The sequence below is a fragment of the Rhizobium sp. L9 genome, from assembly GCF_002531885.1.
Taxonomy (GTDB): domain Bacteria; phylum Pseudomonadota; class Alphaproteobacteria; order Rhizobiales; family Rhizobiaceae; genus Rhizobium.
Map to the genome: position 1 here is coordinate 16,029 of NZ_NWSZ01000021.1, position 14,982 is coordinate 31,010.

At 61.0% G+C, this 14,982-nt stretch carries 16 protein-coding genes; 7 read left to right on the forward strand and 9 right to left on the reverse strand.

Annotated elements, in window-relative coordinates:
* Positions 1-15: 15 nt before the first annotated feature.
* The 8 genes from CO660_RS21245 to CO660_RS21280 all read right to left on the reverse strand — a co-directional run bounded on the left by CO660_RS21245 (position 16) and on the right by CO660_RS21280 (position 7,831).
* The gene (locus CO660_RS21245; RefSeq protein WP_097600389.1) at positions 16-1,023 is read right to left on the reverse strand and encodes a type II secretion system F family protein; all 1,008 of its coding nucleotides are present in this window, start codon (positions 1,021-1,023) and stop codon (positions 16-18) included.
* Positions 1,024-1,027: 4 nt separating this feature from the next.
* A complete protein-coding gene (locus CO660_RS21250; protein WP_097600390.1) occupies positions 1,028-2,503 on the reverse strand; it encodes a CpaF family protein in 1,476 nt (491 codons plus the stop codon).
* 30 nt (positions 2,504-2,533) lie between these two features.
* Positions 2,534-3,811 carry a CpaE family protein gene (locus tag CO660_RS21255; RefSeq protein WP_097600391.1) on the reverse strand — a complete coding sequence of 426 codons (1,278 nt, stop codon included), beginning with the start codon at positions 3,809-3,811 and terminating at the stop codon, positions 2,534-2,536.
* A gap of 14 nt (positions 3,812-3,825) precedes the next feature.
* Positions 3,826-4,578, reverse strand: coding sequence for a CpaD family pilus assembly protein (locus tag CO660_RS21260; protein WP_097600392.1), 753 nt, complete (start codon positions 4,576-4,578; stop codon positions 3,826-3,828).
* Entirely contained in the window at positions 4,575-6,071 is a 1,497-nt protein-coding gene (locus tag CO660_RS21265) for a type II and III secretion system protein family protein (protein ID WP_085776590.1), read from the reverse strand. Before CO660_RS21265 ends, CO660_RS21260 begins: the two co-directional genes overlap by 4 nt.
* Positions 6,072-6,082: 11 nt before the next feature.
* Positions 6,083-6,898 carry a Flp pilus assembly protein CpaB gene (gene cpaB / locus CO660_RS21270; RefSeq protein WP_085776589.1) on the reverse strand — a complete coding sequence of 272 codons (816 nt, stop codon included), beginning with the start codon at positions 6,896-6,898 and terminating at the stop codon, positions 6,083-6,085.
* A 110-nt stretch (positions 6,899-7,008) separates the two neighbouring features.
* Positions 7,009-7,521 carry a prepilin peptidase gene (locus CO660_RS21275; RefSeq protein WP_097600393.1) on the reverse strand — a complete coding sequence of 171 codons (513 nt, stop codon included), beginning with the start codon at positions 7,519-7,521 and terminating at the stop codon, positions 7,009-7,011.
* Between the two features lie 121 nt (positions 7,522-7,642).
* Positions 7,643-7,831, reverse strand: coding sequence for a Flp family type IVb pilin (locus CO660_RS21280; RefSeq protein ID WP_085776587.1), 189 nt, complete (start codon positions 7,829-7,831; stop codon positions 7,643-7,645).
* 378 nt (positions 7,832-8,209) lie between these two features.
* On the opposite strand from CO660_RS21280, the gene CO660_RS21285 reads away from it, so the two are divergent.
* The 7 genes from CO660_RS21285 (at position 8,210) to CO660_RS21315 (ending at position 13,668) form a co-directional block, all read left to right on the forward strand.
* Positions 8,210-8,620 carry a pilus assembly protein N-terminal domain-containing protein gene (locus CO660_RS21285; RefSeq protein ID WP_020920118.1) on the forward strand — a complete coding sequence of 137 codons (411 nt, stop codon included), beginning with the start codon at positions 8,210-8,212 and terminating at the stop codon, positions 8,618-8,620.
* Between the two features lie 113 nt (positions 8,621-8,733).
* Positions 8,734-9,369, forward strand: coding sequence for a TadE/TadG family type IV pilus assembly protein (locus CO660_RS21290; RefSeq protein ID WP_097600394.1), 636 nt, complete (start codon positions 8,734-8,736; stop codon positions 9,367-9,369).
* The gene (locus CO660_RS21295) at positions 9,369-9,950 is read left to right on the forward strand and encodes a TadE/TadG family type IV pilus assembly protein (RefSeq protein WP_097600395.1); all 582 of its coding nucleotides are present in this window, start codon (positions 9,369-9,371) and stop codon (positions 9,948-9,950) included. Before CO660_RS21290 ends, CO660_RS21295 begins: the two co-directional genes overlap by 1 nt.
* 103 nt (positions 9,951-10,053) lie before the next feature.
* Positions 10,054-11,274: a phosphopentomutase gene (locus CO660_RS21300; RefSeq protein ID WP_097600396.1), complete on the forward strand. Its 1,221-nt coding sequence runs from the start codon at positions 10,054-10,056 to the stop codon at positions 11,272-11,274.
* Positions 11,271-12,239, forward strand: a complete 969-nt coding sequence (locus CO660_RS21305; protein WP_097600397.1) for an adenosine deaminase — start codon at positions 11,271-11,273, stop codon at positions 12,237-12,239. Before CO660_RS21300 ends, CO660_RS21305 begins: the two co-directional genes overlap by 4 nt.
* A gap of 102 nt (positions 12,240-12,341) precedes the next feature.
* Positions 12,342-12,971 carry a uracil phosphoribosyltransferase gene (gene upp / locus CO660_RS21310; protein WP_020920114.1) on the forward strand — a complete coding sequence of 210 codons (630 nt, stop codon included), beginning with the start codon at positions 12,342-12,344 and terminating at the stop codon, positions 12,969-12,971.
* A gap of 127 nt (positions 12,972-13,098) precedes the next feature.
* The gene (locus tag CO660_RS21315) at positions 13,099-13,668 is read left to right on the forward strand and encodes a TIGR02281 family clan AA aspartic protease (RefSeq protein WP_097600398.1); all 570 of its coding nucleotides are present in this window, start codon (positions 13,099-13,101) and stop codon (positions 13,666-13,668) included.
* A 6-nt stretch (positions 13,669-13,674) separates the two neighbouring features.
* Here CO660_RS21315 and deoA read toward each other — a convergent pair whose 3' ends face one another.
* Positions 13,675-14,982, reverse strand: coding sequence for a thymidine phosphorylase (gene deoA / locus CO660_RS21320; protein WP_097600399.1), 1,308 nt, complete (start codon positions 14,980-14,982; stop codon positions 13,675-13,677).

The window sequence follows — 14,982 nt, forward strand, 5'->3', positions numbered from 1 at the left end:
GGTGCTTCTCTCCCGCTAGATGTCGAAATTGACCATGTTGCGCATGACGAGGATGCCGATCGACATCCAGATCGCCGAGGCGCCCATGATGAAATGGCCGCGCGGATCGGTGAAAAGGACGATCATGTAGTTCGGCGAGGTGAGGTAAACGAGGGTCGCGACGATAAAGGGCAGAGCACCGATGATGACGGCGGACGCCTTGGCTTCCATCGACAGTGCCGAGACCTTGGCCTTCATCTTCCTGCGCTCGCGCAGCACCTTTGACAGGTTGCCGATCGCCTCGGAGAGATTGCCGCCGGCCTGCGACTGGATAGCGATGACGATCGCGAAGAAGTTGACTTCCTGGAGCGGCATCTGGAGCGTCATGCGGGCGCAGGCGTCAGGAATGCTGAGGCCAACTTGCTGGGCTTCGATCACCCGGCGGAATTCGCTCTTCACCGGCTCAGTGCCTTCGGTCGCGATAAGGCGGATCGCATCGTTGAGCGGCAATCCCGATTTGATCGAGCGGGTGATGACATCGAGCGCATTGGGGAACTCGTTGAGGAACTTGTTCTGGCGGCGCTTGATCAGGAAACCGACGACCCAACGCGGCAGGCCGAGTCCGGCCACGAAAGCGATGCCGATCATGACCATCCACGACGCGCCGATGATGAAAGCCATGAACAGCAGCACCGAAGCGAAAATGGCGCTGAAGAGATAGAACTGGGTCAGCGTGATCGTCAGGCCGGCCTGCACCAGCCGCGATTTCATCGACAGCGTCTTCTTGGTCTTTTCGTTCTGGCGCTTTTCTAGATCCTTCAGGTTGTCCTGCACCGATTTGCGCCGCTTCGACATCTCCTGCACCCGGTCGCGGGCAGCCTTGACCTTGGCGCGGTCGACCTCAGCCGATTTGACACGGTTGATGCGGCTTGCCGATTTCTTGTCGGCCTCGATCCGGGAAAACAACAGGGCATAGGCGACCGCCGCAGCGGATACAGCGGCGAGGACGACGATTGCCAGGACTAGCGGATCGAATCCGAACATCACCCTATTCCTTCGATTTCGCTTCCATCGCGTCGAGGGCAGCGGCCAGGCGCTTTTCCTCGTTGAAGTAACGAGCCCGATCCCAGAAATGCGGTTTGCCGACGCCGGTCGACATGTGCCGGCCGATCAGTCGGCCGCCCGCATCCTCGCCCTCGATCTCGTAGCGCATCAGATCCTGGGTGATGATGACGTCGCCTTCCATGCCGATCACCTCGGTAATCTGTGTGATGCGGCGCGAACCGTCGCGCAGGCGCGCCGCCTGGATGATGACGTCGACGGAGGTGGAGATGATCTCGCGGACCGTCTTTGCCGGCAGCGTGAAGCCGCCCATCGCGATCATCGATTCGATACGGCTCAGGCATTCGCGCGGCGTGTTGGCGTGGATCGTGCCCATCGAGCCGTCGTGACCCGTGTTCATCGCCTGCAAGAGGTCGAAGACTTCAGGTCCGCGCACTTCGCCGACGATGATGCGTTCGGGACGCATGCGCAGGCAGTTCTTGACGAGATCGCGCATGGTGATCTCGCCCTCGCCTTCGATATTCGGCGGACGCGTTTCCAAACGCACGACATGAGGCTGCTGCAGCTGCAGTTCGGCCGTGTCCTCGCAGGTGATGACGCGCTCATCCCGGTCGATATAATTGGTAAGGCAGTTCAGGAGGGTCGTTTTACCGGAGCCCGTGCCGCCCGAGATGATGACGTTGCAGCGCACGCGCCCGATGATCTGCAGCACGGTCGCGCCTTCCGGCGTGATCGCGCCGAAACGGACGAGCTGATCGAGCGTCAGCTTGTCCTTCTTGAACTTGCGGATGGTGAGCGCCGGCCCGTCGATCGACAGCGGCGGCGCGATGACGTTGACGCGCGAGCCATCGGGCAGGCGCGCGTCGCAGATCGGGCTCGATTCATCGACGCGACGGCCGACCTGGCTGACAATTCGCTGGCAGATGGACAGAAGCTGCGCATTATCGCGGAAGCGGATTTCCGATTCGATCGTCTTGCCGCCAACTTCGATGAAGGTCTGGCCGGCGCCGTTGACCATGATGTCGGCGATGTCGTCGCGCGCCAGCAGGGGCTCCAGCGGACCGTAGCCCAGAACGTCATTGCAGATATCCTCGAGCAGTTCTTCCTGCTCGGAGATCGACATCGCAAAATTCTTGATGGTGATGATGTCGTTGACGATGTCGCGGATTTCCTCGCGCGCGCTTTCGCCATCGAGCTTGGAAAGCTGCGAGAGATCGATCGTGTCGATCAGCGCGGAAAATACCTGCTGTTTGGTATCATAATATTCGTCGGTGCGAACGGGCCGCTTGCGCTGCGGCGCCTGCATCGGCGGCGGCGTCACCTGCTGGCGCACGGGTTCGCGCTGGGGTTCGACGAGGACGGCAGGAGAAGAAGCCACGGGGGCGGCGGCCGGGGCCGGCGGCGGCGGAGCTATTGCGCCTCCGGCCTTTCCGAAACCTTCGTTTCCGCGTTTTCCAAACATGCCGCTTAATCCGATCTCTTCATTCTACATCTACTTCCGCTTCAGGAGGCCGAGCAGGCCGCCCTTCTTCGCCTTCTTGATGGCGACCCGGCCGGTGACGATGTGCGATATCTGCGAAAAGGTTTCGGCCGTCGGCGACTTCGGATCGACTTCCGAGATCATCCGGCCGCTGTTGGCGGCATTGCCGAAGAGATTGATGTCAAAGGGAATGATCGCGATCGGATCGATCTCCAGCGGCTCACAGAAATCCGACGGCGATATCTCCGGACGTTTCGGCATGCCGACCTGATTGAGGATCAGATGCGGCGGCTTGTCATTCGGCCGCATCTTGCGCAGCGCGTCCAGCATGTTTTTGGTGTTGCGCAGGTTGGCAAGGTCGGGAACCGCGGTGATGACCACCTCGTCGACACTCGCCAAAACCGTGCGAGTCCACTCCGACCACGCGTGCGGAACGTCGAGCACGGTGACGGGCGCGCTGCGCTGCAGGACATCGAGCACCGGCTGGAAAGCCTGGCCATCGAAATCATAGGCGCGGTCGAGCAGCGAGGGTGCGGCAAGCAGGGAAAGGTGTTCTGAGCATTTCGTCAGCAGGCGGTCGAGGAAGACCTCGTCGAGCCGATCGGGCGCAAAGACCGCTTCGGCGATGCCCTGTGCCGGATCCTGATCGAAGTCGATATTGGCCGTGCCATAGGGCAGGTCGAGATCGGCGATGATCGTCTCGGTGGAGAAAAGATTGGAAATACCAAAGGCGCAATTATGCGCAATGGTCGAGGCGCCGGTGCCGCCTTTCGAGCCGATGAAGGCTATGCTGCGGCCGAGCGGCTCGGCTTCCGGATCGACGAAGATCGAGGCCATTGCCGCCAGAATGTCGGGCATGGCAACCGGCTGAACCATATATTCGGAAATGCCGTTGCGGATGAGTTCGCGATAGAGCCCAATATCATTGTAGTAGCCGACGATCACGACCTTGGTCGTCGGATCGCAGACGGCGGCGAGCGGCGCAAGTTCGCCCAGCAGGCTTCCGGAATTGGCTTTGGTCTCGAGGATGATCAGGTTCGGCGTCGGAGCGCCGGCAAACATATTGGCGGCAGCGGCTATGCCGCCGCTGGTGATGCGCATGCTCACCTTCGCCATGCGCCGATCATTGGCGCAGCGTTCCATGACATGCTGCAGGGCCTCGCTTTCGCAAAAAGCGTGAACCGAGATGCGCGGCAACGGCCGCATATTTTCCAGATCCGCCATCCGCACCGCCTCCTCGGCGTGGCGAAGTTCGCTGGGGTTCCTGATTTCGTATTCGATTGCGCTCATCGTCCCGTTCCGCCTCAGAATCCGCTATCGCTGGCATCTTCGATCGTCGTCGACGTCGTCCGGTATTCCTGGATGGCGTTGTTGCGCCGCTGTGCATCGATCGGCGTCATGCCGCGGGGCGCCACCAGGTCCTCCGGATTGGCGATCTGGGCGGCAAGGTTGTTCTGAGAGGCGCAGCCGAAGTTATAGTAGTTCTGGTTGGCGAAATCGTTGGAGATATCCTTCGGCCATTGGCCGCATTGCGTCGTGACCGCGGTCGTGCCGGTAAAGCTCAACCGGATCGGCGCCGCATCGCCGGCACCGGCAGCGGCATAGGACGTATTGATGATTTTCGAGCTTGCGATCCCTCTCGCCGCCAGCTCGGCGCGGACCTGGTTGCGCAGTTGATAGGCTGCTGCGGAATTGGGCGAACCTTCCGGCGACAGGACGTAAACCGGGCCCGAGGCGCGTGATATGTAGTTTGCAGCAAAGCCGCGGATGAGGTCGCGCTGCGCGATGGTCAGGCGGCGGTCGGTCGAGGCGACGGGTATATCCACCGTCTGCTCGGCCTCCGTGACGATGATCGGATGGCGGGCGCGGTAGTCGTCAGGAATCCCGCCTGTCGTCAGTTGGTCATGCGGACCGGCGCATCCGGACAGGATCGCCACCGACATGACGGCCGCGGTAAAAAGCGCCCTGGAGTAACCGAGGCGGTGTGTCGTCGCATTGATATGGGCCATCGCCTGATCTCTGTTCTGTGCCATTGCTGCCGATCGTGCCCCGCTCATTTGTAGATGAACCCGATCGAGCCGTGGAACTGCGCGTCGGCGACGGGCGCCTCGCGGCGGCCATAGACCTTGTTCACACGGTTGAGGAAGAAAGTTGCACCGTCATTCTCAGGGCTGAAATTGTCATCCGGCCGGTTGAGCTGATTACGCGCCACCGGACGCACCAGGTAGGGTGTCGCGATGATCACAAGTTCGGTCTCCTGACGTTCGAAACCTTTCTGGCGGAACAGCGTGCCGAGAAGCGGGATCTTGGAGACGCCGGGCGTGCCGCCCATCGTCTGGGAAACATTGTCGCGGATGAGGCCGGCCAGTGCGATCGAGCCGCCCGAGGGCAGTTCCACCGAAGTCTCCGCCGAACGGCGCTGATAGGTGGCGTTGCCGCTGCCGGCCACCGGCTCGGAGACGTTGGTCTTGATCTCCAGGCTGATGCGCCCGGACGACAGCACGACCGGTTTGAAGGCAAGATTGATACCGTAGTTGAAGGGAACGACAGTGACGTTGCCGTCGTTGTCGGTCGTCGAATACAGCTGCTGGCCGCCGGAATTGAAGGTCGCCGCCTGGCCGGATATCGCCGTCAACGTAGGCTCTGCAAGCGTCCTGACGACCTTGGCCTGCTCCAGGGCGTTAAGATAAGTCGAAATGTCGTATTTGCCGATCGAGCTTTTGAAGAGCGCCGCCAGGCCGCCGCCGACGGTGGCTGTGGCGCTGTCGGCGCTCGGAGCGCCAAGCTGAGCGACCGTCATGCCGGAGGAATTGGAGACGAGGTTGTCGAAGCCGAGCTGCTTCAGCACCTCGCGGCGAACCTCGGCGATCGTCACCTTGAGGGTGACCTGGTCCTCACCCTGGATCTGCAGCAGGTTGACGACCTGCGACGTCTGGCGGCCTTCGGCGAAGAGCGCCACCGAGCTGTCGCCGCCGGTGCCGGATGCCGTCTCGGTTCTCGTCGTCGCTTCGCCGCCCTTCAGGAAGACCTGCGCCAGATCGGCCGCTTGCGTGGCGTCCTGCGGCGTGCGAACGGTGCCGGTCAGCACAATATTGTCGGAGACGATTTCGACCTTGATGTTGGAGTCGGGAATGAAACGGCGGAGATTGGTTTCAAGGCCCGAGACATCGCGCTCGATCTCGATATCGAGATTGACGATCTCCTGCCCGCCGGCGCCGAAGACAAAGATATTCGTCTGGCCGACCTTCTTGCCGAACAGGTAGATGCGCCGCGAAGTGCGGGTCACGGCATCGGCCATGGTCGGGTCGGAGACGAGGATATCATGGGCATCCTCCGGCAGATCGACGACGACGGCCTTGTTGAGCCCGAGCTTCAGCCGGCGATGGGCGTCGGGGCCGGTCTGCGAGATACGCACAAGGCTTTCCGCGGCACGCGCCTCACTGACAGCGAGAAGGGGCCCGAAAGAGGCCGGTGCCATGCCGGTCGCGCCGATTGCCAGCGAAAGGCAGCCTGTCAGGAGAAGCTTGGCGCGCCGCGTTGAATTACCCATTTGCACGTCCTTTACTCCGCCTTCGGCGCCGCGCCGGCATCCGTCACGATGGAGCCCGACTTGATGACCTGAATGATCGCGCTGCCGTTGTCGCCGCTCAGCAGATAGTCCGCCGCACTGGTATCCTGCTCCTGCGCATCGGCGACGGAGCGCAGAGCGAGCGAAAGCCGGTCAGCCATCTGCTGGGCAACGGCGAGAACTTTCGTCTGGTCTGGGGTCAGTTCCAGCGTTGCGGTCGTGCCGACCACGGTCTTCGATCCGTCATCCTTTTCCTGGATCTGCTGGTCGATGGCGAGGACGCGCACATTGCTCAGCACGGTCTCGGTGATGAGCTTGTTGGCCTCGGTGCCCTTGCGGACCATGATGACATCGACGCGATCGTTCGGCAGGATGAAACCACCGGCGCCCGTTGCCACAGATATCTCAGTCGCGACGGCGCGTTTGCCGGCCGGCAACAGCGAGGACAGGATGCGGCTGCTGGAATCGGCGACTTTTTCGGGCCGAATCGGCTCGCCTTCGAAGATCGGCAGACGCACGACGGCGCCCTGCAGGTCCTTGATGGCATCCGGCTTGTCGGCTTCGGTGATGAAGCCTTGAACGACGCCTTCTTTCGGCCAGGCCATCCAATGCACCGTGTCGTCGCCCAGTCTCGCTCCGACCGGCAGATTTTTGCTCGATACGAGGATGTTGACGGTGGGTTCTTTTTCGATGACCGACTGCACCTGCGTGACGACGCCACCGCTGCCGGCCATGCGCATTGCCAGGAGCCCGGCTAGGCCGGCTGCCACCAAGGCGACAGCTAGAATTATAAGGCGGGCCGGTTTCATCGATCATTCCTCAAGGCACGATATGTTCGCCCTGCAGAATGCTCAGGAATTGGTATAATTATGGTTAATGGAATGCTTACATTTTAAGTTAATGGGCATTTAAAATGCCGTTATTTCAAGCTTTCCAGCGCAGCGATGAAGAGCGGCGAGGACGGGAAGGCCATGAAGCCGCCGATCGCGATGGCGATGCCGTAGGGGATCTTCTTGGCGAGCAGCAAAGAGTTGGGCACCGGCAGGCCGATCGCAAGGATGGTATTCGACTGCGCCCTCACCAGCAGGATGAGCAGGGTGATGAGCCCGCCGATAATGGCAACATCGGTCATCAGGAAAAGCAGGGACTCGTTCACGCCGAACCAGAGGGCGGTGGCGCTCAACAGCTTTGCATCTCCACCGCCCATCACGTTGAAGGCAAACAGAGCGAAGCATGCCGTAAAGACGATAGCGCCGGCGGCAAGATGCATGCCGATTGCCTGCAGGCCGAGACCGGAAAGGGGTGCGAGAATGAAGAAAGAGGCGATGAGGATCAGGGAAACACGGTTCGGGATCGTCATGGTGAACAGATCCGAGAAGGCCGCGAAGGCTAGGCAGAGTGGCAATATCACAAAGACTGCGGCTGTGATCATGCTTAAACCCGATCTGACATGATGCGAAAAGGCTCACGGCCGTTCAGCCTGTGAGCCCGCTCGATGTATCAACCAACCAAAAGGCCGTTATTATGCGGGTGCCGTTGGGCGGCACTCGGTCTCAGCCGCCGCTCGCAGTTTCGGCATTGCCCATCTTGGTGCTCAAGCCGTTGAACGTGTTGCCGATCTTCTGGCCGAGGGTCGTCGCGCCGGCGATGAGTGCTACGGAAATGAGGGCTGCGATCAGGCCGTATTCGATTGCGGTCGCGCCGGATTCGTCCTTCAGAAAACGGCTAAAAAGCTTGGTCATGGGTACTCCTAACTCCAGTTGATGTTCAGCACGTCCGCCAACTGTTGCCGTTGATCGGATGACAGCAATCTAATGAATGGGCGTTTCCATCGGCTTAAGAAAAAGAGTTAACAGTATGTGAAAGCCGCCGGAGGCTCTTGTATGGTAAGCTTTACGCTATTCATTTCGCTCAACATTTAATGATTTTCAGAGGTTAACGAGGGGATTCATCCAGCAATAGCACAGGCGCCGTATCGAGCCGCAATGACGCCGGCCGGATCTCGTGCCAAATCAGATCATCCCGTCTCACCGCGAAACAGCGTGGTGGGTTTAAAGCTTCATTCACCATTTTTTCCCATTCTATGCGCCTGTTGCGCTGTGATCGTGAAAGAGGACCAAATGTCATCGAGCGGCAAAACCATTTTCTTTGCCGGCATGATCGCCGTTTCCGGTATTTCGGGAGTTTCCTCGGCCGCAGATGATGACATGCTGCGCGTCTATATGGATCATGCGCGCGTCTTGAAGCTCGACCGCCCCGTCAGCAAGGTCATCGTCGGCAATGCCCAGGTCGCAGACGCGACCGTGGCCGATGCCAAGACCATCGTGCTGACAGGGCGCAGCTTCGGCACCACCAATCTGGTTCTTCTGGATGCCGACGGTAACGCGATCCTGGACGAGCGCATCCTTGTGTCGATAGACGAGGGCAACACGGTGCGCGTCTACCGGCAGACCGAGCGCTCCGTGCTGTCCTGCACACCCAATTGCGAGCAGCATGCGCAGCAAGCGGCCGCCGGCGCCACATCACCCTGATCGGCCCGGCTTGGATCTTCTGCCATTCGTTAAAATCGTCGTATCGGCCTGAAACGGAAAATCAACGAACGGACCCTAGTGTGGCAGGCAGAGATGTCGCTCGGGTCCAGGCAATGACGGTAGTTGATCAGAAGACGGATAGGGAGCGCGCCTTCGCGCCGTACCGTTTCTCCATGTTTCGCTCTGTCGCCCGCTCGCGCGATGGCGCAGCGGCGATCGAATTTGCCTTGCTTGCCATCCCATACTTCCTGGTGATCTTCGCGATCCTTGAAACCTTCATCGCCTTCGCCGCCGAAGAACTCGTCTCCAACGCCGTCGATACGATGAGCCGCCGGATGCGGACCGGGCAGATCACTTACAATCTCGGCCGTACGACCGATATGAGCCAGACGCAATTCCGCCAGGCGTTCTGCAACGAGATCTCGATCCTGATCAACTGCTCGACCAGCGAAGCCGCCACGCCGAGCAAGCTTTACGTGGATGTGCAGACGTTCAGCTCCTTCTCGGCCATTCCGACGACGATCCCCAAAGTTTCCAGTGATCGATATGCCGACATCAACACCGCGGCCTTCAAATATACGCCTGGCGGTGCCGGCACAATCAACATGCTGCGCGCCTACTATCGATGGGAAATCATCACGGATCTGGTCCGGCCCTATATCACGACGATCCGTCCGTCCGACGGTTCGATGCCGACGCAATATCTGATTATCGCCACCTCGGTCTTCCAGAACGAGCAGTATCCATAATGGCGTTGCGCAACCCGTTCTCCAGACTGGTACAGCAGGCGCGTCGGCTGGCGCGAGAGCGCAAGGGCGCCGGAGCGATCGAATTCGCGATCCTCTTTCCCGTGCTCATCATGCTCTACATCGGCGCTTTCGAGATCACGATCGGCCTCAGCGTCAGCAAGCGCGCGACACGAGCCGCTGGTGCGATCGCCGACCTCGTCACCCAGCAGCAATCCGTCACGAAGAGCGCGCTTGCGCAAATGCCATCGGTGGCAACCGGGATGTTCGTACCTTACAACACGACATCGCTGACACTGAAAATCACCGGAATTTCAATCGACGCCAGTGCCAATGCGAAAGTGCTCTGGTCCTGGGCCCAGGATGGCACGACGCCTTACGCCAAGAATGTGACGGTGAGCGACGTGCCGGCCGACATGAAGACGGCAAATAGCTTCCTCGTTCGGACCGAACTCAGCATCCCCTATAGGATGTTCCTGTTCGCGCCGAACTTCATGCCGGATGGGATGCGCACGATCACCATCAGCCGCAGTTTCTTCTACCGCCAGCGGCAAGGCGACTCGATACCCTGCGGCGACTGCTGACCCCTTCCCCATCTCGAATTTGCCAAGCCAGACGCGGCGCTATATGCGTGGGCTTCAGCCTCCGACGGTCCGGAGGCCGGCGATCGGTCCTTTCGGGGGTAAAATGGCGCGCGCCTTTCTTTTCGTTCTCGATTCCTTCGGCGTCGGTGGGGCGCCTGATGCGGCAGCCTATGGCGACGAGGGCGCCGACACACTCGGCCATATTGCCGAATTCTGCGCGGCCGGTGCCGGAGACCGCGCCGGGCTGCGCAGCGGGCCGCTTTCCCTGCCGAACATGTCGGAACTCGGGCTTCTGCACATCGCCCGGGCGGCCTCCGGCCAATTTCCGGCCGGCATGCCCCTGCCGGAAAAGGTCTACGGCATTTATGGCGCGGCCAGCGAAATCTCCCGCGGCAAGGACACGCCATCGGGCCATTGGGAGATCGCGGGGACACCTGTCAGTTTCGATTGGGGATATTTTCCGACGGAAGGCGATGCCTTTCCCCCGGAGCTGATCGATGCATTATGCCGGGAGGGCGACATTCCCGGCATTCTCGGTAATTGCCACGCCTCGGGAACGGAAATCATCTCCAGGCTCGGCGAAGAACATATCCGCACCGGCAAGCCGATCTGCTATACGTCCTCGGATTCGGTCTTTCAGGTCGCGGCGCACGAAGCGCATTTCGGCCTGGACCGGCTGCTTGCCTTCTGCCGCACGGCTCGCGCCCTTCTCGATTCCTACAATATCGGCCGCGTCATCGCCCGGCCCTTCATCGGCCAATCCGCCTCCACCTTCCAGCGCACCGGAAACCGGCGCGACTTTTCCGTTCTGCCGCCGGAGCCGACGCTGCTCGACCGGCTGGTCGAGGACAACAGGCACGTACATGCCGTGGGAAAGATCGGCGACATCTTCGCCCATCAAGGCATTTCCAGGGTCATTAAGGCCACCGGCAACGAGGCGCTAATGGATGCGTCGCTCTCGGCAATCGACGCAGCCGAGGACGGCGATCTCGTCTTCACCAATTTTGTCGATTTCGACATGATCTACGGCCATCGTCGCGACGTGCCCGGTTATGCGGCAGCGCTCGAAGCCTTCGATGCCCGTCTGCCTGAGGTCCACAAAAAGTTGAAACCCGGCGACCTCGTCGTGCTGACCGCCGACCATGGCTGCGACCCCACCTGGCGCGGCACGGATCATACGCGCGAGCGCGTGCCGATCATTGCCTACGGCCCCGGCATCCGGTCGCGTTCCATCGGCGTTCGCCGCACCTATGCCGATATCGGCGAAAGCATTGCGCGCCATCTCGGCATCCCGAGCGGAGCGCATGGAAGGAGTTTTCTGTGACATTGCATTTGAAGAAGGTCGAGCTGCACTGCCATCTAGAAGGCGCGGCTCCGCCTGAATTGACCGAAGCGCAGGCGCGCAAATACGGCGTCGACATCAGCAACGAGCTCCGCGACGGCGCCTATGTCTGGCACGATTTCGCCAGTTTTCTGGAATGTTACGACAAGGTGTCGGAGGTCTACAGGACGGAGGATGATTATGCGCTTCTGACCGAAACCTATCTCGACGAACTTGCCGGCATCAATACGATCTACAGCGAGCTCATCGTGTCGCCGGACCATGGCAAGCGCATCGGGCTCGGCGCAGACGCCTATATATCAGGCGTCTGTGAAGGCATCCGGCGAGCCAAGGCCAAAAGCGGCATCGAGGCTCGGCTGATCGTCACCGGGGAACGGCACTTCGGTCCTGAAAGCGTGATCGGTGCGGCGGAATATGCGGCAAAAGCTGGCAACCCTTTGATATCAGGCTTCAATCTCGCCGGCGAGGAGCGCATGGGCCGTGTGGCCGATTATATCAGAGCTTTCGACATCGCCCGCGATGCCGGCCTGGGATTGACCATCCATGCCGGCGAAGTCTGCGGCGCCTTCAGCGTTGCCGACGCGCTCGATGCCGTGCGGCCCACGCGCATCGGCCATGGCGTGCGCGCCATAGAGGATACCGATCTGGTGAAGCGGCTTGCCGATCTCGGTACCGTGCTCGAAGTCTGCCCGGGCTCCAACATCGCACTCAGGGTCTTTCCCGACTTCACCTCGCATCCGCTGCGGCGCTTGAAGGAAGCGGGTGTGCGGGTGACGATCAGCTCGGACGACCCGCCTTTCTTCCATACCTCGCTCAAGCGGGAATACGAGCTTGCCGCTGAAGCCTTCGGCTTCGACGATACGGAGATCAACGCCATGACGCGCACTGCAATCGAGGCTGCCTTCGTCGACGATGAGACGCGCAAGGCGCTGCTTGCCCGCCTTTAAGGCGAGAGGCTGGGGAAGACCGACGCAAATTCGGCTCCACTCTTGCGGTCGAGCCGATTTCCGTGAAAGAAACATTCGATAGAAAGAATGAAAGGCTTCCCCATGGACGGCGTCACGGTCATCGATCACCCGCTTGTGCAGCACAAGCTCACCATCATGCGGCGCAAGGAGACATCGACGGGAAGTTTCCGACGCCTGCTGCGCGAAATCTCCACGCTGCTCTGTTACGAGGTCACCCGCGATCTGGAATTGACGATGGCGACGATCGAGACGCCGCTGCAAACGATGGACTCGCCGATCCTCGAGGGCAAGAAGCTGGTCTTCGCCTCGATCCTGCGCGCCGGCAACGGGCTGCTCGAAGGCATGCTCGATCTCGTGCCTTCCGCCCGCGTCTCGCATATCGGCGTCTATCGCGATCACGAGACGCTGCAGCCGGTCGAATATTACTTCAAGGCGCCCGAGGACGTGGCTGAGCGCCTGATCATCGTCGTCGATCCTATGCTGGCGACCGGCAATTCCTCGATTGCGGCGATCGACAAGCTCAAGGAACGCGGCGCCCACAATATCCGCTTCCTCTGCCTTCTCGCCGCCCCGGAAGGCATCCGCAACTTCCGCGCTGCGCATCCGGATGTTCCGGTCTTCACCGCGGCGATCGACAGCCACCTCAACGAGAAGGGTTACATCATGCCCGGCCTTGGCGATGCCGGCGACCGCATGTACGGCACCAAATAATTTCAGCCTTCCTTTACCAAATCGAAAGGCTTTATGGCCCGGACGGTTCGCTCCGGGCCTTTTTGTTATCGATATTAGCAACTTATCAGGATTTGAGGCTTAGCAAGCTGGAAGCATGAGGCCCTGCATGAAGCGGGGTTTATACAGGAAGGATTTCTGTTTCATGCTCGTGCGTACCGTCATATTCGCCAGCATCGCCGCGGTGCTGGCCACACAGGTACCTTCTCTCGTTGGAAGCGACAGCCAGCAACCTGCCGACGTTCTCTCCGCCAATTACGTATCTGCCGACGCCCGCCAGTCCGCGGCACCGGTGCCCGCTTCCGGCAATAGTACGATCCGCCTGCAGGCGGATGCGCAGGGCCACTATACCGGCAGCTTCAAGATCAACGGCAAGCCTGTGCTAGGGCTGATCGATACCGGCGCCACCTACGTCGCCCTCAACGAGACACTCGCCCGCCGGCTCGGCTATACCGCAAACCAGCTCGACTTCCGCTATGGTGTCAACACGGCAAACGGGCAGACGAAGGCCGCGCATTTGACCCTCGATCGGGTCGAAATCGGCGGCATCCGCGTCCGGAATGTCGAGGCGTTCGTGCTCAGGGACGACGCGCTCACGACCACCCTGGTCGGCATGAGCTTTCTGCAGAAACTCGCCTCCTATTCCGTCGCCGACGGCTCGCTCAGCCTCAAACAGTAAACCGCATCAGACCCGGCCTGCAATGACGGGGGCCAGTTCCGGCCTGTCGTCAGCAATCCGATAATGCACGGCAAGGGCCGCAGCAGCTTTTCCCGCCGCGGCTTCGTCGGCAGCGTGGACGATAGCGATCGGATCGCCCGCATTGACTTGGGTGCCAAGCGGCAAGAGGCCGGAGAAGCCGACACGGTGATCGATCCGATCTGCCGGATGCCGGCGGCCGCCGCCGAGATCGATAACGCTGATGCCGATACCGCGCGCGTCGCAGGCGGCGAGCCAGCCCGATCGGGCGGCCGGGACTTCTTTTTCGACCGGCGCCCTGGCCAGGTATCTTTCCGAATTCTCGACGAGATCGGCCGGTCCGCCGAGCATGGATACCATACGCCCGAAGCTTTCGGCCGCCTCGCCCGATGACAACGCTCGGCGCGCCATCCCATTGGCTTCTTCAGGGGAGGCGGAAATGCCCGATTTCACCAGCATCTCGGCGGCGAAGGCAAAAACCACGGTCTCAAGCCGCGTGCCGCTCTTCCTGCCCGCCAGGAACTCCAAACAGTTGCGCATCTCCACCGCATTGCCGGCGCAATCGGCGAGCGGCTCGTTCATGTCAGTGATCAGGGCGGAGGTCTTCACGCCGGCTCCGTTGGCCACCTCGACCAAGGAACGCGCCAGCATCTCCGCCTGACGGCGGTCAGCCATGAAGGCGCCGTTGCCGAGCTTGACATCGAGCACCAGCGTCTCAAGCCCGGCCGCGAGCTTCTTCGACAGGATGGAGGCAGTGATGAGCGGAATGGAATCGACGGTGGCGGTCACATCGCGCACGGCATAGAGCCTGCCGTCGGCAGGCGCCAAGGTTCCGGTCTGGCCTATGATGGCGCATCCCGCCTCCTTCACCACCTTGCCGAAGAGCTCCGCATCAGGGGTGATCGCATAGCCGGGAATGGATTCGAGCTTATCCAGCGTGCCGCCGGTATGGCCGAGGCCGCGCCCTGAAATCATCGGGACGGCGAGGCCGCAGGCAGCGGCGATCGGCGCCAGCATCAGCGAGACATTATCGCCGACGCCACCGGTCGAATGTTTGTCGGCGATCGGACGGTCGATGCCAGCCCATTGCAGCCTGTCGCCGGAATTGGCCATCGCCAGCGTCAGCGCCACGATTTCCTTGCGTGACATGCCTTTGAACCAGACGGCCATGGCGAAGGCGCCGATCTGGCCGTCGGACAGCTGCCCGGCGGCGAGTGCCGCGATGAAGGAGCTGATATCGGCGGCGTCGAGTTCCTCGCCATCGCGTTTACGCCGGATGATCTCCTGCGGAATCAT

Bases quoted from the DNA above. Each gene is read 5' to 3' on its own strand.
- deoA (WP_097600399.1), bottom strand. From the start codon at position 14,982: ATGATTCCGCAGGAGATCATCCGGCGTAAACGCGATGGCGAGGAACTC.
- CO660_RS21290 (WP_097600394.1), top strand. From the start codon at position 8,734: ATGACGGTAGTTGATCAGAAGACGGATAGGGAGCGCGCCTTCGCGCCG.
- CO660_RS21245 (WP_097600389.1), bottom strand. From the start codon at position 1,023: ATGTTCGGATTCGATCCGCTAGTCCTGGCAATCGTCGTCCTCGCCGCT.
- CO660_RS21265 (WP_085776590.1), bottom strand. From the start codon at position 6,071: ATGGGTAATTCAACGCGGCGCGCCAAGCTTCTCCTGACAGGCTGCCTT.
- CO660_RS21260 (WP_097600392.1), bottom strand. From the start codon at position 4,578: ATGAGCGGGGCACGATCGGCAGCAATGGCACAGAACAGAGATCAGGCG.
- CO660_RS21280 (WP_085776587.1), bottom strand. From the start codon at position 7,831: ATGACCAAGCTTTTTAGCCGTTTTCTGAAGGACGAATCCGGCGCGACC.
- CO660_RS21295 (WP_097600395.1), top strand. From the start codon at position 9,369: ATGGCGTTGCGCAACCCGTTCTCCAGACTGGTACAGCAGGCGCGTCGG.
- upp (WP_020920114.1), top strand. From the start codon at position 12,342: ATGGACGGCGTCACGGTCATCGATCACCCGCTTGTGCAGCACAAGCTC.
- CO660_RS21315 (WP_097600398.1), top strand. From the start codon at position 13,099: ATGAAGCGGGGTTTATACAGGAAGGATTTCTGTTTCATGCTCGTGCGT.
- CO660_RS21255 (WP_097600391.1), bottom strand. From the start codon at position 3,811: ATGAGCGCAATCGAATACGAAATCAGGAACCCCAGCGAACTTCGCCAC.
- cpaB (WP_085776589.1), bottom strand. From the start codon at position 6,898: ATGAAACCGGCCCGCCTTATAATTCTAGCTGTCGCCTTGGTGGCAGCC.
- CO660_RS21275 (WP_097600393.1), bottom strand. From the start codon at position 7,521: ATGATCACAGCCGCAGTCTTTGTGATATTGCCACTCTGCCTAGCCTTC.
- CO660_RS21285 (WP_020920118.1), top strand. From the start codon at position 8,210: ATGTCATCGAGCGGCAAAACCATTTTCTTTGCCGGCATGATCGCCGTT.
- CO660_RS21300 (WP_097600396.1), top strand. From the start codon at position 10,054: ATGGCGCGCGCCTTTCTTTTCGTTCTCGATTCCTTCGGCGTCGGTGGG.
- CO660_RS21250 (WP_097600390.1), bottom strand. From the start codon at position 2,503: ATGTTTGGAAAACGCGGAAACGAAGGTTTCGGAAAGGCCGGAGGCGCA.